The organism is Microlunatus panaciterrae (genome assembly GCF_016907535.1).
GTDB lineage: Bacteria > Actinomycetota > Actinomycetes > Propionibacteriales > Propionibacteriaceae > Microlunatus > Microlunatus panaciterrae.
Genome location: NZ_JAFBCF010000001.1, coordinates 1,140,117 through 1,156,544, shown reverse-complemented (window position 1 = coordinate 1,156,544; position 16,428 = coordinate 1,140,117). Strand labels below are relative to the sequence as shown.

At 68.5% G+C, this 16,428-nt stretch carries 19 protein-coding genes and 1 pseudogene; 14 read left to right on the top strand and 6 right to left on the bottom strand.

Translation table 11 applies throughout. The features are described 5' to 3' along the window. Positions 1 to 31: 31 nt before the first annotated feature. Positions 32 to 661, bottom strand: coding sequence for a DUF2249 domain-containing protein (locus JOE57_RS05195; RefSeq protein WP_204916708.1), 630 nt, complete (start codon positions 659 to 661; stop codon positions 32 to 34). A gap of 120 nt (positions 662 to 781) precedes the next feature. Between JOE57_RS05195 and JOE57_RS18550 the strand changes: the two are divergent. The 5 genes and pseudogenes from JOE57_RS18550 to JOE57_RS05175 form a co-directional block, all read left to right on the top strand. After that, positions 782 to 961: pseudogene (locus tag JOE57_RS18550) on the top strand (helix-turn-helix domain-containing protein); the annotation flags it as partial. Positions 962 to 1,033: 72 nt separating this feature from the next. After that, positions 1,034 to 1,492, top strand: a complete 459-nt coding sequence (locus tag JOE57_RS05190) for a helix-turn-helix transcriptional regulator (protein WP_239580205.1) — start codon at positions 1,034 to 1,036, stop codon at positions 1,490 to 1,492. After that, positions 1,492 to 2,037 carry a hypothetical protein gene (locus JOE57_RS05185; RefSeq protein WP_204916706.1) on the top strand — a complete coding sequence of 182 codons (546 nt, stop codon included), beginning with the start codon at positions 1,492 to 1,494 and terminating at the stop codon, positions 2,035 to 2,037. The genes JOE57_RS05190 and JOE57_RS05185 overlap by 1 nt, the downstream gene beginning before the upstream one ends. Before the next feature lie 89 nt (positions 2,038 to 2,126). Continuing rightward, a complete protein-coding gene (locus JOE57_RS05180; RefSeq protein ID WP_239579196.1) occupies positions 2,127 to 2,504 on the top strand; it encodes a DUF488 domain-containing protein in 378 nt (125 codons plus the stop codon). A 374-nt stretch (positions 2,505 to 2,878) separates the two neighbouring features. Then, positions 2,879 to 3,229, top strand: coding sequence for a TfoX/Sxy family protein (locus tag JOE57_RS05175; protein WP_204916705.1), 351 nt, complete (start codon positions 2,879 to 2,881; stop codon positions 3,227 to 3,229). A 54-nt stretch (positions 3,230 to 3,283) separates the two neighbouring features. Here the strand turns inward: JOE57_RS05175 and JOE57_RS05170 are convergent, their stop codons facing one another. Both JOE57_RS05170 and JOE57_RS05165 read right to left on the bottom strand, forming a co-directional pair. Beyond that, positions 3,284 to 4,180 carry an aminoglycoside phosphotransferase family protein gene (locus JOE57_RS05170; protein ID WP_204920233.1) on the bottom strand — a complete coding sequence of 299 codons (897 nt, stop codon included), beginning with the start codon at positions 4,178 to 4,180 and terminating at the stop codon, positions 3,284 to 3,286. A 449-nt stretch (positions 4,181 to 4,629) separates the two neighbouring features. Next, positions 4,630 to 5,979 carry an aromatic acid exporter family protein gene (locus JOE57_RS05165; protein WP_204916704.1) on the bottom strand — a complete coding sequence of 450 codons (1,350 nt, stop codon included), beginning with the start codon at positions 5,977 to 5,979 and terminating at the stop codon, positions 4,630 to 4,632. A gap of 298 nt (positions 5,980 to 6,277) precedes the next feature. Between JOE57_RS05165 and JOE57_RS05160 the strand changes: the two genes are divergently transcribed. From JOE57_RS05160 to JOE57_RS05130, 7 genes are all read left to right on the top strand, one after another. Beyond that, positions 6,278 to 6,535 (top strand): TfoX/Sxy family DNA transformation protein, encoded by a 258-nt coding sequence (locus JOE57_RS05160; RefSeq protein WP_204916703.1) that lies wholly within the window; start codon positions 6,278 to 6,280, stop codon positions 6,533 to 6,535. 103 nt (positions 6,536 to 6,638) lie between these two features. Continuing rightward, complete coding sequence (locus tag JOE57_RS05155; protein ID WP_204916702.1) at positions 6,639 to 7,718, top strand: Gfo/Idh/MocA family protein; 1,080 nt, start codon at positions 6,639 to 6,641, stop codon at positions 7,716 to 7,718. A gap of 82 nt (positions 7,719 to 7,800) precedes the next feature. Beyond that, entirely contained in the window at positions 7,801 to 8,112 is a 312-nt protein-coding gene (locus JOE57_RS05150) for a hypothetical protein (protein ID WP_204916701.1), read from the top strand. Beyond that, complete coding sequence (locus JOE57_RS05145; RefSeq protein WP_204916700.1) at positions 8,112 to 9,068, top strand: FAD:protein FMN transferase; 957 nt, start codon at positions 8,112 to 8,114, stop codon at positions 9,066 to 9,068. The genes JOE57_RS05150 and JOE57_RS05145 overlap by 1 nt, the downstream gene beginning before the upstream one ends. After that, complete coding sequence (locus JOE57_RS05140) at positions 9,065 to 9,625, top strand: ferric reductase-like transmembrane domain-containing protein (RefSeq protein ID WP_204916699.1); 561 nt, start codon at positions 9,065 to 9,067, stop codon at positions 9,623 to 9,625. The genes JOE57_RS05145 and JOE57_RS05140 overlap by 4 nt, the downstream gene beginning before the upstream one ends. Positions 9,626 to 9,627: 2 nt before the next feature. Then, positions 9,628 to 10,809, top strand: a complete 1,182-nt coding sequence (locus JOE57_RS05135; protein ID WP_204916698.1) for an NADH-ubiquinone oxidoreductase-F iron-sulfur binding region domain-containing protein — start codon at positions 9,628 to 9,630, stop codon at positions 10,807 to 10,809. After that, the gene (locus JOE57_RS05130; protein WP_204916697.1) at positions 10,806 to 11,012 is read left to right on the top strand and encodes a ferredoxin; all 207 of its coding nucleotides are present in this window, start codon (positions 10,806 to 10,808) and stop codon (positions 11,010 to 11,012) included. Before JOE57_RS05135 ends, JOE57_RS05130 begins: the two co-directional genes overlap by 4 nt. A gap of 10 nt (positions 11,013 to 11,022) precedes the next feature. On the opposite strand, the gene JOE57_RS05125 is transcribed toward JOE57_RS05130, so the two are convergent. Beyond that, positions 11,023 to 12,372 carry an FAD-dependent oxidoreductase gene (locus JOE57_RS05125; protein ID WP_204916696.1) on the bottom strand — a complete coding sequence of 450 codons (1,350 nt, stop codon included), beginning with the start codon at positions 12,370 to 12,372 and terminating at the stop codon, positions 11,023 to 11,025. A 256-nt stretch (positions 12,373 to 12,628) separates the two neighbouring features. On the opposite strand from JOE57_RS05125, the gene JOE57_RS05120 reads away from it, so the two are divergent. Beyond that, a complete protein-coding gene (locus tag JOE57_RS05120) occupies positions 12,629 to 13,294 on the top strand; it encodes a hypothetical protein (protein ID WP_204916695.1) in 666 nt (221 codons plus the stop codon). Between the two features lie 51 nt (positions 13,295 to 13,345). On the opposite strand, the gene JOE57_RS05115 is transcribed toward JOE57_RS05120, so the two are convergent. Beyond that, positions 13,346 to 13,690, bottom strand: a complete 345-nt coding sequence (locus JOE57_RS05115; RefSeq protein ID WP_204916694.1) for a hypothetical protein — start codon at positions 13,688 to 13,690, stop codon at positions 13,346 to 13,348. A 407-nt stretch (positions 13,691 to 14,097) separates the two neighbouring features. On the opposite strand from JOE57_RS05115, the gene JOE57_RS05110 reads away from it, so the two are divergent. Continuing rightward, positions 14,098 to 14,967 (top strand): TolB-like translocation protein, encoded by an 870-nt coding sequence (locus JOE57_RS05110; RefSeq protein ID WP_204916693.1) that lies wholly within the window; start codon positions 14,098 to 14,100, stop codon positions 14,965 to 14,967. Here the strand turns inward: JOE57_RS05110 and JOE57_RS05105 are convergent. After that, complete coding sequence (locus tag JOE57_RS05105; protein ID WP_338041165.1) at positions 14,958 to 16,382, bottom strand: sulfatase family protein; 1,425 nt, start codon at positions 16,380 to 16,382, stop codon at positions 14,958 to 14,960. The two genes, JOE57_RS05110 and JOE57_RS05105, sit on opposite strands and share 10 nt — an antisense overlap. Between the last annotated feature and the right edge of the window lie 46 nt (positions 16,383 to 16,428).

Genomic DNA, 16,428 nt, shown 5'->3' with positions numbered 1-16,428 from the left:
CGCCGCAATGTGGTCGACCACCATCAACCCGTTATGGGGCCTCGCCCGTCCCGAGTCGGCTGGTACCGAGGACCAGCGACTGTCGGCGTTGGTGCACGGTGAGGTAGCGCAGGCCGTCGGCTCCGGCGGCGAACTGGCGTCGGGAGCGACGGGGCAGCCAGAGCAGCATGCCTGGGGCCAAGTCGATCGGGCCGACCTCGGTGATGAGCTGTCCGGAGCCGGCCAGGATGTGGATGAGGACGTCGAGGTCGGGTCCGACGTGCTCGGCTATGCCCTCACCGGGTGGCAGGGCAATGATGTTGGAGTCCAGGTCCCGCTCGCGCGCCTGGAGCTTCCAGACCGCACCCGACGCATCCGGCCGGTCCTCAGCCGCGGTCAGGTCCGCGGTGTTGACCAGGACTCGGGGAAGCGGGGCGGTGGTGCGCTTGGTGATGCGGATCCGCCAGTCACGGGGCTCGGTGTTGAGGTATTCCCATCCGTAGCTGCCGGCATGGTCGGCCTCGAACTCGTCCCGCAGATGCCGGGGATCGTGGTCGTTGACCAGCACGAACGAACCGCCGACGGGAAGGTCTCGGTAGGTAGCGAAGATCGTCGGGTGCTTCTCGGGTTTGCGCAGTGGGCGCACGTCGAGCTCCGGCGCCGTTGCGTGCTGGTCGACCATACGTTCTCCCGTTCACGAGTTTCTACAATCTAGTGTTGTGTAAACTCTAGGGTATGGCCTCCACCAGTGCGTACGCGCTCCGGCGATCTGCCGGCCTCGCCTCATCGCGACGCTGCGGGAATGGCGCTGAAGGCCATGTCTGAACCCCCGAACCGGCCCGACCCGGCGAGTACACGCGGTCACGTATTGCAGGTACTCCGACAGGCCGAGGGTCCACTGACCATCACCGACATAGCCGACCGGCTCGGGATGCACCCGAACACGGCGCGGTTTCATCTCGACAAGCTCGTGGAGAGCGGTCAGGTAGAGCGGGCGGAGCGGGACCACCGGGCAACTGGACGTCCGCCGCAGGTGTTCCGGGCAAGGCAGGGGATGGATCCCACGGGACCCCGGCACTTCCGAATGCTGGCCGAGGTGCTGGCTCTCAGCCTGGCTGCCGAGCCGGAGCCGAGCGCCCGAGCCGTCGAGGCCGGTCGCGCCTGGGGGCGTCGGCTGGGAAGTCAGGCCGAAAACGGTAGCGATCCGAGCACAAGCGAGGCAGCCGCTCGACTGCTGGGGATGCTCGATGAGCTGGGCTTCGCCCCAGAACAACGCGATACCGACGGCCGATCACAGATCGGCCTGCGGCACTGTCCGTTCCTGGAGCTCGCCGCGACCACGCCCCAGGTCGTCTGCCCGGTCCACCTCGGTCTGATGCAGGGCGCGCTGGAGGCGTGGAGGGCTCCGGTCACGGTCGACCGGCTGGACCCTTTTGTCGAACCCGACCTCTGCCTGGCCCACCTCACACCCGACAGGAGTAGCACCATGATCAGCCTCGGGAAGTCGCGCTGATGAGCTGGTTCTCGGTACCGAAAGGACGTACCCAGGGTCTCCCACTCAGGTCCGGTGGCGCGGTCCGCCCAGTGACGGAACGGATCGCCGTCGCCCACGCCGTACTGGGTGCCTGCTGCGTGGTCCTCGGTGGCGCGGTTGCCGCCGCCACCGGACCGTTGGTGCTCCACAAGGGCAGCTGGCTGGCGGCTTATCTCGTCCTGGTGTGCGGTGTGACGGGATGTGCGATCGGCGCAATGCAGACGAGAGTCGGCCGGCCGGTGTCCGCGGTCGTGGCCCGGACGCAGCTGGCGTGCTGGGTATTGGGCAATGCGGCCGTCATCGCGGGATCTCTTGCTGCCATCCCTGGCATCGTCGATGGCGGCGGTGTGCTGCTCGTGATCGCGCTGGGTATCGCCCTCCACGCCGTCCGCCCCAAGGCCCGGCCTTCCGTGGGCGACGTGGTCTCCCGGTCCGCCGGCTGGGCCTACCGGTTGTTGCTGGTGGTGGTCCTCCTCAGTGTCCCCGTCGGCCTGGTCCTCGCTCATCTCAGCGGTGGCCCCTGAGACGACGTCAGGAGTCGGAGCACTCGGCATGAGCTTTGCGGCACGGGACGTACAGATCGCGGGCTGAGTCTGCCCTGGAGTGAAAGGTGATGTTGATCATGGGATCGGAGGCGCGAGTGCGGGTCGGTCGGGTCTACGACAAGCGCGGGCCAAGCGACGGCCGGCGGGTCCTGGTCGACCGGCTCTGGCCCCGTGGTCTGCGCAAGGACGATCCGCGCCTTGACCAGTGGAACCGCGACGTCGCACCTTCATCGGAGCTGCGCCGCTGGTATGGCCACCGCCCGGACCGGTTTGCGGAGTTCGAGCATCGCTATCGGCACGAACTCACCTCGGGGGAGGTGACCGAGGCGGTGGATGAGCTGCGCACACTGGCACGACTCGGTCCGCTCACGCTGCTGACCGCGACCCGAGATCCCAGCACCAGTCATGCCGCGATACTCGCGCGGGTCATCGAGGGATCCGACTGAAGACCTGCGCGGGACCGAACCCCACAAAGGGAATCACCATCCCCAACGACCACGAGGGGCCGTGAAAACGGAAAGATCCGCGCGGCTGATGGTGGCCGGTCCTCCCCCTGTACTGAACCGATGACCTCAACCGCGCGGATCCCTGTGCCCCGGACGTTGTCCGGAGCGGCTGTGCGAACCCCCCGATCCGACAACACCAACAATGACCGGCCGACCTTTGCCCAACTCCAGCCAGCAGTGAGCGCCGACTGAAGATCTGCTCAGGATTGTGCGGGGATTCAACTTGTGAAGGATTTCGCGTTGAGGGCGGTGGCAGACACGGCCGAACGATAATGATCACGAGAGCAATGAGGGAGAGAGCGAGAGGCGGACACGTGGAGATCCCGAAGCCGACAGAGACCGACAAGGAGCGCTTCCGAGAACTTGTTCCACAGCGAGACGACGTGGAGGTCAAGCCGATGTTCGGCAACCTCGGCGCCTTCGTCAACGGCAATATGTTCATGGGGCTGTTCGGGTCGCAGATCGGCGTGAAGCTCGCGCCGGCCGACCAGGAGCGGCTGCGTGAGGCTGGAGGTGGCCCCTACGGGCCGGAAGGGCGTCCCATGGGTGGATACCTGACCTTGCCGGCGGCCGCGACAGCTCAGCAGCTGGATGAGTGGATCTCCTCGGCGCTCGCCTACGTTGCCGATCTGCCCCCGAAGCAGCCGAAGGCCCGCAGGAAGTAGGTCCCAGGCGAGGGAGGTAGTGACCGGTCCGCGGTCACGGTCCGCGCGGCCTCGTCACTGCTCGAGCTCGTCGAGCAGCGCCTCCAGCGTCCGGTGCGCCGTTGCCGACATCACCGGGTTGGTGACGCGGTAGTAGTAAAGGCAGCCGATCGCCTGGACCAGCGCCCAGCCCTGGCCCCGCGCCCACTCGGTCTCGTCCACAGCCAGGGCCTCGCGGAAGGCCCGTCTCGGCCCCGCCTCCATCAGGTTCCAAGCCGGCATCAGGTCGAGGGCCGGGTCGGCCGGCGCCAGCCCCCCGACATCGATCACCGCGACCAACCGACCATCCTCCGCAAGCAGGTTGCCCGGCATGAGGTCGCCGTGAGTCCAGACATCCTTGGCTCCGGCGCGCGGTGTCTCGCGAAGCCGCCCCCACAGCCGTGCGAGAGCCTCGACGTCGATCAGCCCGCGGCTGCGGCCCAGGCAGGAGGCCACGTATTCGTCGTGGGAGCTCAACGACCCACCTCGGCCGGGCCCGTCGAACGTACGGCCGCCGGTGTCCTGTCGTCGCAGAGCCTGGACGAAGGCCGCCACGTCGCAGGCGAACTGGTGCGAATGTCCGACGCTGGCGGTGGCAGCATCGGTGCCTGGCAGCCACCCATAGACGGCCCAAGCGAGCGGGTAACCACGACCGGGCTCGCCGAGAGCCACCGGCACCGGTGTCGCCACCGGCATCCGCCCCAGCAGACTGCGGGCGAGGTCGGCCTCCGCCACCAGCCAGGCGCGTTTTTCGTCTGGGGGACCCGGTTCCAGCGGGAACCGCAGCACCAGCCTCTCGCCCAGGCGGAACACCTTGTTCACCGTGCCGTGCGAGGTGACCGGTCGCACCGCCAGCCCGCGCCAGTGCGGGAACTGGTCCGCGACAAGATCCTGGACGGTCTCGGGCTCGATCTCGAGCTGGTTCGGGTGCATGGCCACGCGCCAGTGTGTACGGTTGGGCCACTTCTCGACAACCGAATTCCACCACTGGGAATCGAGCAACGGGTGAGATCAAAGTGTGGGCTGACCGGCCCCAGGGGCGGCACGCTAAAGCCGGCCCGGTCTTCCCCCCCGAGAAAGCCGGGCCGGCTTTGGCGTCTCCGGCTGAAGCGCTGCGCCCAATGAGCCCCGCCGAGCAACGCCTCATCTCGCCTTTGAGATCTCCACAACCATAAAATCGGGGACGAGTCGAGCGGTAGGGACTTTAGGCCCTATACGCGGCGGGCTTTTCTCCCTCACGGGCTGCTCCGCAGCCTGTTTTGATGGCTGGCCGAGGGGTACATCTTCACTGGACTCGTTCCTCCTCGGGTCCCGCCCCGTCCATCTTCACAGGCCAGATGGCCGGGGCACTGAGTCGGGCCGCCCCGGACTCGTCGACTGGATCAGTCGGCCGTCGACTTCGGGGCCGCGCGGCTGTCGTCCCGCTGCGTCCCCCGGCGGGGTCTGGCGGAATCCAGACCACGCAGGTAGGGCCGGTCCGGATGCGGCAGCACGTTCTGGATCGCGGACGGCAGCTGGGCCAGCGGTCGGCGTGACTGCTCCTCCTTCCAGCTCTGCCGGATTCGGGCCCGGTTCTCCAAGTTCAATTGCGTCAGCACCTGTTCGACCGCGGCCAGGGTGGAGCCGCGGAGCAGCCAGGAGGACGTGTTGTCACGGGCGTCGACCATGATCAGCTCAGTCAGAATCGCCTGGGTCTCTCGCAGGATGTCGAGGCTCTCCGCGAGCGCAGCTTCGGTCTCCTCCTCGCGTTGCTCCGCCTCGGCCACCACGAGACTGCCGAACGCACGCAGGCAGTCTCCGACATCGTGCAGGACGACAGCGAAGGCTGACCGGAGCTCTTCGCCGTAAGGATCCTCGCGCTCCTCGGTCATCGGAATCTCCGTGAGAAGCACAACGAAGAGGCTGCGGATCGCCAACAGGCAGTGCTCCAGCGTGTCCAGTCCGGTCGCGAGTACGGGCGCGACGTCGGCCGTGCCCAGTGCGCGCGGGTTGAGCCTCCGGCTGTCCCGGAGCCGTGCGATGAGATCGTTGGCGTCCGCCACTCGGCGACCGGCCGTTCGGACTCGGTCCAGCCAGTGTTCGACCTGCTCCCGGGTCACCGGGCCGGCCTCGAGTGCGTGCCCGGCCGTGTCCAACGAGGCGGCCGCCGCGTCGGCCACCCGGAGCAGCGCCCGTCCGGCGGGCCGTGTCGGCATGGCTGGGGGATAGATCAAGTTGAAGGCCACGCCCACGCCGGCTCCGATCAGGGTGGTGAGCACCCGGACCTCGGCAGCCACGTCGTGATTGGTGACGCCGAGGATCAGCATGGCGCTGATCGGCGTCTCCAACGCCTGGTCACCCAGCCGCAGCGCCTTGCCCAGCAGTAGTGAAGCGGCGATGGCCGCACCCAGGCTCCACCAGGTCAGCCCGATCCAGCTCGACAGCAGGATGGCCACCAGCACCCCGGAGAGGACGGCGCCGACCCGCACGACGCCCATCTTGAGCGTCGAGAAGGCGGACGCCTGGACCACCAGCAGCGCGGTGAGTGGGCCGGTGAGATCGACGACACCATCGGTCAGCGCCAAGGTCAGCAGATAGGACACCACCGCTGCCGCGGTGAGCCGCAGCACAGTCATCATGGTCGGCTGCAGCCGACCCGGCAGATCCCGCCAGCGGGTCGGTCGACCCGGCCACGCCAGGTTGAGGACCCGCTGCCAGCGTGACGGCCGGGCAGCCTGACCCAGCTCGGTCACCTCACGAACTCGCTCTCGGCGCGCCCCCGGCAGCCTCGGCGCTCACAGCGCCGGTTGGGCGGCGGGGCAGCCCATCGTCAGTCCACGGCAGGCGCGCTGCCCACTCCATGACTGGACGTTACTCCGGCACCGGCTCGGGTCGCCAGCCGTACATCGCGCCCGGCCGAGCAGGTCAGTGCAAGAAAACGACCACTCGTCGGGGCCACGCCGCACCGGCTACGCCGGGAACCCGGAGCACGCCACCGACGACTGGTCGTCTTCTTGCACGGAAGGTGCCGCCCGGCGGGACACTGAGGGCATGACCCGTTTGGAGGACGTCGTCAATCTCGGACCCAAGCTCGCCGCCGACCTTCGGGCGGTCTCCATCCCCGACCTGGAGACGCTGCAGACGGTCGGCGCGATCGACGCCTGCCGCCGCCTCGAGGCGAACGGACTTCACGACTGCATCAATGCGCTGTTCGCCCTGGAAGGGGCGATTCGGGGACTCCGATGGTTCTCCCTCCCGGCTGAGGACAGGCGGCGACTCAAGGACGCCTGGGAGCAGAACGCCTCCTGAGGCCTCTGCTCGAGGGCGGAGGCAGGCGTCCGACGAGGTGCGGCCATGATGGAGGCTGACCCAGCCCAGCAACACCGCCCGGTGCGGTGGAAGGAGAGTCGGAATGGTTGGTCCTACAACGTTCGGCATCGTCGGCAGCGGATGGCGCTCGGAGTTCTTCGCCCGCCTCGCGGGGCTGCTGCCTGAGCAGCTCAGCCTGGTCGGGTTCGCGGTTCGGCGGTCGGAAGCGGCGGCGGCCGCGACCCAGCGCTGGCAGGTGCCCGCCTACCTGTCGACGGCCGAGCTCGTCCGGCATCAGCGGCCCGACTTCGTGATCACCAGCCTGCCCCGGGACACCAACCCTTCGGTGGTGTGCGACCTGGTGGCCGACAAGATTCCCGTCCTCACCGAGACCCCGCCGGCCGCCGACCTGCCCGGTCTCAGCGATCTCTGGTCTCGGGTGGGCAGCCGACGTCTGGTCCAGGTCGCCGAACAATACCTGCTGATGCCCGGCCACGCGGCCCGTCATGAGATCGTTCGTCGCGGGGTGATCGGCACGCCGACCTCGGTCCAGGTGTCCTCCACCCACGACTACCACGCGGTCTCCATGATCCGCGGGCTGCTCGGTGTCGACTTCGACCCGGTGACGGTGACCGCGACCCGGCTGCCCGCCCCGCTGGTCGACCCGCTCAGCCGCGACGGCTGGACCGGCGACGACACGGAGCACCAGGCCGACACCACCCTGGCCATTCTCGACTTCGATGGTCGCTCCGGGCTGTATGACTTCACCGACAACCAGTGGCACAACCAGCTGCGGTTGCGCCGCATCGTGATCCGGGGCAGCCGGGGCGAGATCGCCGACGACCAGGTCGTCCATCTCACCGGTCCGGAGACGATCATCAAGTCCAGCCTGACCCGTTCGCAGCTCGGCTACGACCTCAACCTGGACGGCTATGACACCGAGCACCTCACCTTCGAGGGCGACGTCGTCTACCGCAACCCGTTCCAGGGCCTGCGGCTGATGGACGAGGAGATCGCCATTGCCACGATGCTGCTGGCGATGGGCGCCTGGGTGCGAGACGAGGGACCTGAGCCGTATCCACTCGACCAGGGCTGCCAAGACCATCAGATCAGCCTGGCCATGCACGAGGCCGCTGCGACCGGCACACCGGTACGGACCACCCCCGGGCCCTGGGTCGCCTGAGCGGGCCGCCTCGGGCCCGAGTCATATCCAAACGGTAGAGATCGCACAGGTGCGGCACAGGTCCGGCCCCGATGGTGGACGTATGAACGATGACTCCTCCCGCGCCCAGCGGATCTCCCTGCGCGACCAGGGGCGTACGACCGTACACAAGGTCACAGTCGGGGTCGCCGTGTCGGCCGCCGTCGTCACGTCCGCGGTCGCCGGTGCATTCGCCGTGACGTCGGGCCTGGCGGCCGCAGCCAACCAGCAACAGGTCACAGCGAACTCGTCTTCCCACAGCGATGACGGCTCGAGTGCGCGGGATGATCGTGGGCTGGGCGACGATGGCTGGGGCAGCTCGGCACCCGGGCCTGCCGCCGGATCCCACTCCCACAGCTCATCCGGGGGATCGTGATGTCGGCGCCGGGGCTGCTGAGCGTCCGTCGCTGGCAGGCCATCGGCACCCGGTGCGAGGTGCTGGCCGAGTCCGAGGAACTGGCCGAGGCTGCCGCCACGATCATCCGCGGGCAGCTGGCCGAGCTCGACGCTGCCTGTTCGCGGTTCCGACCGTCCGAGCTGAGCCGACTCAGCCACGGCAGGATGGTGTCGATCAGCCCGATCCTGTCCGATGCCATCGCTGCGGCACTGAGGACGGCTCAGCGCACCCAGGGGCTGGTCGACCCGACGATCTGCCGGGCGCTGGAGACCCTCGGATACGACGCCGACATCGCCCAGGTCCGCGGTCGGCACCTGCCGTCGCCGCTGGGGGAACCGGTCGGGGCGCCCGGTTACTGGCGGGTGTTCCACGAGGAAGGCACCTGTCAGGTGATGGTCCCGCGGGGAGTCGATCTTGATCTTGGTGCCAGCGCCAAAGCGTGGGCGGCCGACCGGGCGGCGCGAAGCTGTCGCGACACCCTGGGTGGCAGCTATCTGGTCAACCTCGGCGGCGACCTTGCGGTGGCCGGACCGGGACCGGCCGGAGGCTGGCGCGTCGCTATCGACGACGCATCCGGTCCCGGCGGCGGTGGCAGTGAGGTTGACCGCCCGGTGGTGACCATCCGATCCGGCGGCCTGGCCACCTCCTCGACGGCACTGCGCACCTGGTGGTCCGGGGAACGGCGGGTGCACCACATCCTCGACCCCCGCACCGGCGACGCTGCCGCCCCGATCTGGCGGACGGTCAGCGTCACCGCGGCGACCTGCGAGCGCGCCAATGCGGCCGCCACCGCCGCCATCATCCTGGGCGCCGAGGCGCCGGAATGGCTGGCTAGGCGCGGACTCAGCGCAAGGCTCGTCAACCAGGAAGGGATGGCGGTCTTTGTCAGCCGCTGGCCGGAGGACCGGAAGCCGATGATGGCGAGGTCGGCATGAACCTGGCCTTGTGGTACCTGGCCCGGGCCAGCGGCATGGTCTCGATCGTCCTGCTGACCGTGACCGTTGTCCTCGGTGCGCTGACCGCCGGTCGCGGCGCCCCTGTGTCGGCTCCCCACTTCATCCGCGCTGCCCTGCACCGGACGCTTTCGCTGACCATGGTGATCTTCGTCGCCGTGCACGTGGTCACGACCGTGGTCGAGACGTACGTCGACATCGGCTGGATCTCGGCCATCGTTCCGTTCAGCTCCAGCTACAACCCATTCTGGGTCGGCCTCGGCACGCTCAGTCTCGACCTGCTGATCGCGGTCGTCCTGACCTCTCTGCTCAAGCAGCACATTCCGCACCGGGCCTGGAGACTGGTCCACTGGCTCAGCTACGCCCTGTGGCCGGTCGCCCTCGTCCATGGGCTGGGTGCCTCGACCAAGGACACCGCGGTGATGCTGGTGATCACACTCGGCTGCCTGGCCAGCGGGGTGACAGCCATCCTCTGGCGTACGACGGCCGCGGCCGCGGAGGCTCGACGCCGTCCCACCCTGACCCATTCCTGGAGATGATCATGACACTGCTGTCCAACCCGACCCGGATCCCCATCCCGACCGGTTCAGGGCATCTCCATCGCCTGACGACGCTGCTGCAGGCTGCGGGCCTCCGTGGCCATGGGGGAGCAGGGTTCCCGACCGCCACCAAGATCAGCGCCGTCGCCGGACACCGACCACGGATGATCATCAACCTCTGTGATGGCGAACCATTGGTCCACAAGGACGCGACGCTGTTCGCCGGTTCCGCCGGGCTGGTCGTCGACGGTGCTGCGCTGGTCGCCCAGGCGGTGGGTGCGCGGGAGGTGATCTTCGCGGCTCATCACGGCTCTGCAACCCTGGCGCAGCTGCGCGCCCTGCTGCCAGCGGAGGCGCACCTTTTCAGACACGTCGACGTGCTCGCGGTTCCGCCGCGTTACGTGGCCAGCGAGGAGTCGGCGCTGGCCTCGATGGCCGTCGGTGAGTCCGAACGACCCGGCTTCAGATCCCAGCCACTCGTCTTCGGCGGACCCGGCCGTGGCCGGGTGCCGGTGCTGGTGCTGAACGCCGAGACCTGCGCGCAGATGGCCCAGCTGTGGGCCCGGCTGCTGGCCGGCGAGACGGCTCCCCGGCTGTCCAGTCGCCTGGTCACTGTTGCCGGTGCCGTGGTGCGACCTGGAGTAGTCGAAGTGCCCCTCGGCAGACCGGTGTCCGACGTCGTCTGGGCTGCTGGTGGCCCGACGGACCGCCCCCGGGCGGTGCTGCTGGGCGGTTTCGGTGGGTCCTGGCTGCGTTGGCAGGACGCAGAACGACTGGCACTGTCTCCCGAGTCGGCAGCGGCCGCAGGGGTCAGCCTCGGCGCCGGACTGCTCTATCTGCAGCCCGTCGGTGAGTGCCCGCATCGGTTGGTCCAGCAGATCCTGGACTATCTGGCCGGAGAGTCCGCCGGGCAGTGTGGACCCTGCATGTTCGGGCTCCCGGCGGTGGCCGCCGACTGGGGCCAGCTGGTCGATCGTCGGCTCGGACCGTCGGCGTGGGACCGGCTGCAGCGTCGGATGCCGGTGATCGCCGGCAGGGGAGCGTGTCGACACCCCGACGGTGCCATGCGTCAGGCGGCCAGCGCGCTGGACGTCTTCGGCTCCCACCTGAAGTCTCACTGGTCCGGCCGGTGCGCGGGCAACGGTCGACACCCCGACCCGGTCACGGTCGGAGCCGCAGCATGAGCATCGATCTGAAGGTGGATCCGACCGCCTGCACCGGGCACGGTCTGTGCGCGGCCTGGCTGCCCGAGGTCATCGACCTGGACGAGTGGGGTTACCCGGTGTTGCACACCAGCAGGATCCGGCCCGACCTGCTCGCGCTGGCCCGTCGCGCGGCCAAGGAGTGCCCGACCAGAGCACTGCGTCTCATGGTCACCCCGGACTGAGCCGCCCGCGTCAGGGGGGATAGCCGACCAGGCTGTCCAGCACCGCCGGCCGAGCGGCGGGGGTGCCTGGGCCGAACAGCCGGCTGCGTGCCACCGCAACGACCAGCGCCGGGTGAGCCAGCAGCAGCGGTGTCGACACCAGGTGATAGACCCGCCCCAGGACGTCCGCCGCGCGTCGGTCCCCGTGGACCGCCAGGCGTCCCACCTCCCGTGCCCAGCTGCCGAGCAGTGACTGCACTGCGGTCTGGTGCCCTCGGCTGGTCGGGAATCGCAGGTCCTCCGACGTGGCGATGTCCCACGGTGTCCGTACGGGACCGGCCATCCGTCGTTGCAGCCTGCGGCTGGCTGCCGGGGTGAAGCCGGCCGTGAACGCATCCCGGAGCAGCAGTGCCTGGCAGGCCCCGACGGTGATGCCCTGACCGTAGATCGGGTCGAAGGCGCAGAGGGCGTCACCGACCGCGAGCAGCCTGGCCGGCCAGTCGCGGCAACGCTCGAACCGGCGGCGCACGTTCCCGGTCTGGCGATGCAGCTGGACGTCGCCGAGGGCTCGCCACCGAGCAGCCAGGTCCGCAAGCACCGGATCGGGCAGGGTCGCCAAGAAGTCATGGAACTCGGACTCGTCCCGGGGCGGGCGCCGAGTGCCGAAGCCCAGCGCGCAGATCAGCCACCGGCCCTGCTCGACACGCAGCGCCATCCCGCCGGCCAGGGTCGTCGGGTTCGAGGCGAGCACCAGCCCGGGGCAGTCGTCGGGCTCTCGGTCCGGTTGGTACATCCTGGTTGCGTACCCGACGCCGGCATCGATCTCGGTCGGTTCGGGTACGGTGACGCCGAGCCGGGTCAGCCACACCGACAGCCGAGACGACCGTCCGGAGGCGTCGACGACGAGGTCGGCAGGGACACTGCCCCCGTCGGCCAGATCGACGTCCCACCGACCATCGTCCCGGCGCAGCTCCGACACCCGGGCCCCCTCCCTCAGCTGTACGCCGGGCAGCGTCAGCACTCTGTGTCGAACGACCTCCTCGAACAGCGGTCGGGTAGCAGAGAGCACTTCGAAGCCTGGCCGACCGGTCGGCAACCAGCCGTCCTCACTCAGCCAGGGCAGGTCACCGGTGTTGAACGGAATGGCGCCAGCCGCGATCAGATCATCGCCCAGGCCCGGCAGCAGCTGTTCTGCAGCGAGCAGGCCCCGGTAGAGGAAGACGTGCGGATGTCGGCCCTGGGGAACACCGGACCTGGGGAGCGCCGACGCAGCGGAGAGCAGGTCCCGCTCGATGATCAATGTCTCGCCGTCGAGCTGCTGCAGCGCGACCGCCGTGAAGAGACCGCTGAGGCTGGCACCGATCACGACTGAACGACCCATGAGGTCCCTCCTGACTGCGGCGACGCCCGCACCCCCACTGTGACATCTCCGCGAAGAACAGGTGGTGGGAATGACAGCTTCAGGGATCGAACCCGCCACAAGAAGGCGTTGCGTGGAAGCGGAGAGGCGCAGCGACCCCCTTGGCCGTCAGCCCTACACTGACGGCAGAAGAAACCCGGGAATGGGTACAGAGGGGGCAGGCCTGAATGGGGGCCCGCAACCAGCGCGGCCACCCGGTGAGACTTGGAGGAATGACATGAGCTCGACGACCAACCCCGACGAGGGCAAGGGCCGCACACCGGCCGGAGATCGGACGACCCCACCTACGGGCCGCCCAGCGGAGGAGACGGTCGTCCCCGTCACCGAGGACCGGCGGGCGGTCGTGGCCCGCGAGAAGGAAGCGTTCGGTGGGATCAAGGTGGGCGCCGCCTTCTTCGGCTGGTTGACGGCGACCGGCACCGCTGTGATCCTGACGGCGCTGGTGGCCGGAACCGGCGCAGCGCTCGGCCTGACCACCCAGGACCTCCCCAAGTCCACCGACACCGCCAACGTCCAGACGGTCGGGCTGACCGGCGGGATCATCCTGCTGGTCGTCATCTTCATCGCCTACTACTGCGGTGGGTACGTCGCCGGAAGGATGTCCCGCTTCAACGGCCTCCGGCAGGGCGTCGCTGTCTGGCTGTGGGCGATCGTCATCGCCATCGTCGTGGCGATCCTTGGAGTCCTGGCCGGCCAGAACTACGACGTGCTCGCCCGGCTGAACGGCTTCCCGCGCATCCCGGTCAACGAGGGAACACTCACCACAGCCGGCATCGTGACTGCGGTCGGCGTGGTCGTGGTGAGCCTGATCGGCGCGATCCTCGGCGGCCTGGGTGGGATGCGGTTCCATCGGAAGGTCGACCGCGCGGGTCTGGGTCGCTGACTCAGGCCTGCTCGCTTTCTGCGAGCGGCGGTCCCCCGCTCGCGGACTCGGCTAGGTGAGGTTCTGCAGCGGGTGCCCGTTGTGCGCGCAGCCGTCGAGGAGGACCCTCTTGGCCTTCGGTGGCAGGGCATCCGGGTTGGCGGACTCGAGCAGGCCGATGGCTGCGTCCAGCCAGCTCCTGGTCTCAGCGGACACCTCAGAACTCGACCGCAGCCCCTTCAGCCCCGCGACCACCGCCTTGCTTCCGAGAGAACCCGTCGCGATCACGGTGTCGATGGCGGGGCAGCCGATCGCGTAGGCATCCTTCTCGCTGATGTTGGCAGACTGGCACGATGCCGACGCCGTCAGGGCGACCCCGACGACAGCCAGAGCGAGTCCCCGTCGCCGTCCAGTCATGTTTCGAGTGTAGGCACCAGCCGCGCTCTGAGCGTGCCCTTCGACAAGCTCAGGGCGCGTTCACTGGGGGCTTCCGCGCCTCCGCGCTCTGAGCTTGTCGAAGAGCGCCCTTCGACAGGCTCAGGGCACGGCCCTTCGACAGGCTCAGGGCACGGCCCTTCGACAGGCTCAGGGCACGGCCCTTCGACAGGCTCAGGGCACGGCCCTTCGACAGGCTCAGGGCACGGCCCTTCGACAGGCTCAGGGCACGGCCCTTCGACAGGCTCAGGGCACGGCCCTTCGACAGGCTCAGGGCACGGCCCTTCGACAGGCTCAGGGCACGGCCCTTCGACAAGGCTCAGGGGACGCGCTTAGAGGGGCGCAGGACCCGGGTGAGGCGGGTACGGCGCCGGCTGGACAATGGGCAGGTGACTTCTGACAGCGCCCGGCGGGCCCAGCTCCTGACCCATTCGCTCAGCACCGGCGAGTCGACGTTGGTCTTCGAGTCGACCGATCGCCACTTCGAGGCACCGAACTGGACGCCGGACGGCGAGCGACTGATCATCAACTCCGAGGGCCTGCTGTTCGCGGTCCCGGTGGACGGTGGGGACTGGACGCCCATCGACCTCGGTGAGGTGCCCGGGGTCAACAACGATCATGTTCTCTCACCTGACGGAGACACGGTGTACGTCTCGGCCAACGACGGGCACCTTTATGCGGTGCCGCTCGTGGGCGGTGCACCTCGTCGGGTGTCCAACGAACACGACGCGCCGTTCAGGTACTTCCTGCACGGCATCTCGCCCGACGGCACCACCCTCGCCTACGTCGGCGTGGAACCGTACCAGGGCAAGGAGTTCGGCCGAGCGAGCATCTTCACCATCCCGGCCGCCGGCGGCCCCGACACCCGAGTAACCGACTTTCCGGCGCCGTCGGACGGTCCGGAGTTCAGCCCGGACGGAAGCTGGATCTACTTCAACTCCGAGTATGCGGCCCAGACCCCGGGGCACGCCCAGCTCTTCCGGATGCGGCCCGACGGCTCGGACCTGGAGCAGCTCACCGACGACGAACGGGTCAACTGGTTCCCGCATCCGTCGCCCGACGGACAGGTGCTGCTCTACCTGAGCTACCCGCCAGGTGTGCAGGGCCATCCGGCGGACAAGGACGTCATCCTGCGGTCGATGTCCCCGTCGGGTGGCCCCTGCACCGACGTCGTCGCCTTCTTCGGCGGCCAGGGCACCATCAACGTCAACAGCTGGGCGCCGGACAGCGACCGGTTCGCCTACGTCGCCTACTCCTGATTTTCGAGCTCGTCCGGGTGCGGCCGGTCGGCCAGGGTCGTCTGCTGGGTACGCAGTTCGGCCCGTAACACCTCCCGCACCTCGCGATAGTCCGGCCGGTGGTAGACGTTGTGCAGCTCGTCTGGGTCCCGCTCGAGGTCGAACAGCTCCCACTCGGGGGCAAACCGTCGATCCGACGTACCCGGCAGCCCCAGACCGTCGGAGTAGTAGTACACGAGCTTGTAGCGATCCGTACGGATGCCGTAGTGCGCCCACACGCCGTGGTCGGCGTCATCGTGTTCCCAGTAGCGGTAATAGACGGTGTCCCGCCAGTCGGTTGGTCTCTCCCCCCGCAGCAGCGGGCGCAGGCTGCTGCCCTGCATCCGGTCCGGCGCCGGGACACCCGCGAGATCGAGGAAGGTCTGGGCGAAGTCCACGTTGACCGTCAGGGCCGTACAGGTCGACCCGGCCGGGACCTCGGCCGGATAGCGCACCAGCAGGGGCATTCTCAGCGACTGCTCGTAGATGAACCGTTTGTCGAACCAGCCATGATCACCGAGGAAGAAACCCTGGTCGGAGGTGTACACCACCATCGTCGTGTCGCTCAGCCCATGATCATCGAGATAGTCGAGCACTCGGCCGACGTTGTCGTCGATGGAGGCGACGCAGCGCAGATAGTCCTTGATGTAGCTCTGATACTTCCAGTCGGCGGCGGTAGCGGCGTCCAACTGCTCCGGCACCTCACCCTTGAGGTCGTCGGGCGTGAGGTCGCGGTCGACCCGCATCCGTGCTGCTGTGGCAGCGTTGCTCCGGTCGGAGTAGTCGTCGGCAAAGGTGACTGGCTGGGGGATGTGCTCGTCGGCATAGAGCTCGGCATGTTGCTGATCGGGCTCCCAGCGGCGATGCGGGGCCTTGTGATGGACCAGCAGGCAGAACGGCCGGTCCGGGTCTCGTTGCTCGAGCCAGTCCAGGCTCAGATCGGTGATGATGTCGGTGGCGTAGCCGGCGACGATGGTCTCGCCATCGGCATTGATCATCTTCGGGTTGTGGTAGTCGCCCTGCCCGGGAAGGATCTGCCAGTCGTCGAAGCCCTGCGGGTCGTGCTCCGGGCCGTGCCCGAGATGCCACTTGCCGAAGATGGCCGTCTGGTATCCGCTCTGCTGCAGCAGCCCGGGGAAGGAGGGCTGAGCCGCGTCGAAGAGGGTGTGCAGCGTCGTGACACCGTTGACATGGTTGTAGGTGCCGGTCAGGATCGACGCCCGGCTGGGCGCACAGATCGAGTTGGTGCAGAAGCAGTTGTCGAAGCGCATCCCCTCGCGGCCGAGCCGATCGAGGTTGGGCGTGCTGTTGATCTTGCTGCCGTAGCAGCTGATGGCATGGGCGGCGTGGTCGTCGGCCATGATGAAGATGAGGTCGGGTGCCGTCGGAGAGGTCACGTCTCAGCACCTTACTGGCGGCCTCTCGACCTTCCGCTGCGGGCAC

Bases quoted from the DNA above. Each gene is read 5' to 3' on its own strand.
- JOE57_RS05195 (WP_204916708.1), bottom strand. From the start codon at position 661: ATGGTCGACCAGCACGCAACGGCGCCGGAGCTCGACGTGCGCCCACTG.
- JOE57_RS05190 (WP_239580205.1), top strand. From the start codon at position 1,034: ATGGATCCCACGGGACCCCGGCACTTCCGAATGCTGGCCGAGGTGCTG.
- JOE57_RS05185 (WP_204916706.1), top strand. From the start codon at position 1,492: ATGAGCTGGTTCTCGGTACCGAAAGGACGTACCCAGGGTCTCCCACTC.
- JOE57_RS05180 (WP_239579196.1), top strand. From the start codon at position 2,127: ATGTTGATCATGGGATCGGAGGCGCGAGTGCGGGTCGGTCGGGTCTAC.
- JOE57_RS05170 (WP_204920233.1), bottom strand. From the start codon at position 4,180: ATGCACCCGAACCAGCTCGAGATCGAGCCCGAGACCGTCCAGGATCTT.
- JOE57_RS05160 (WP_204916703.1), top strand. From the start codon at position 6,278: ATGACCCGTTTGGAGGACGTCGTCAATCTCGGACCCAAGCTCGCCGCC.
- JOE57_RS05155 (WP_204916702.1), top strand. From the start codon at position 6,639: ATGGTTGGTCCTACAACGTTCGGCATCGTCGGCAGCGGATGGCGCTCG.
- JOE57_RS05150 (WP_204916701.1), top strand. From the start codon at position 7,801: ATGAACGATGACTCCTCCCGCGCCCAGCGGATCTCCCTGCGCGACCAG.
- JOE57_RS05145 (WP_204916700.1), top strand. From the start codon at position 8,112: ATGTCGGCGCCGGGGCTGCTGAGCGTCCGTCGCTGGCAGGCCATCGGC.
- JOE57_RS05140 (WP_204916699.1), top strand. From the start codon at position 9,065: ATGAACCTGGCCTTGTGGTACCTGGCCCGGGCCAGCGGCATGGTCTCG.
- JOE57_RS05135 (WP_204916698.1), top strand. From the start codon at position 9,628: ATGACACTGCTGTCCAACCCGACCCGGATCCCCATCCCGACCGGTTCA.
- JOE57_RS05130 (WP_204916697.1), top strand. From the start codon at position 10,806: ATGAGCATCGATCTGAAGGTGGATCCGACCGCCTGCACCGGGCACGGT.
- JOE57_RS05125 (WP_204916696.1), bottom strand. From the start codon at position 12,372: ATGGGTCGTTCAGTCGTGATCGGTGCCAGCCTCAGCGGTCTCTTCACG.
- JOE57_RS05120 (WP_204916695.1), top strand. From the start codon at position 12,629: ATGAGCTCGACGACCAACCCCGACGAGGGCAAGGGCCGCACACCGGCC.
- JOE57_RS05115 (WP_204916694.1), bottom strand. From the start codon at position 13,690: ATGACTGGACGGCGACGGGGACTCGCTCTGGCTGTCGTCGGGGTCGCC.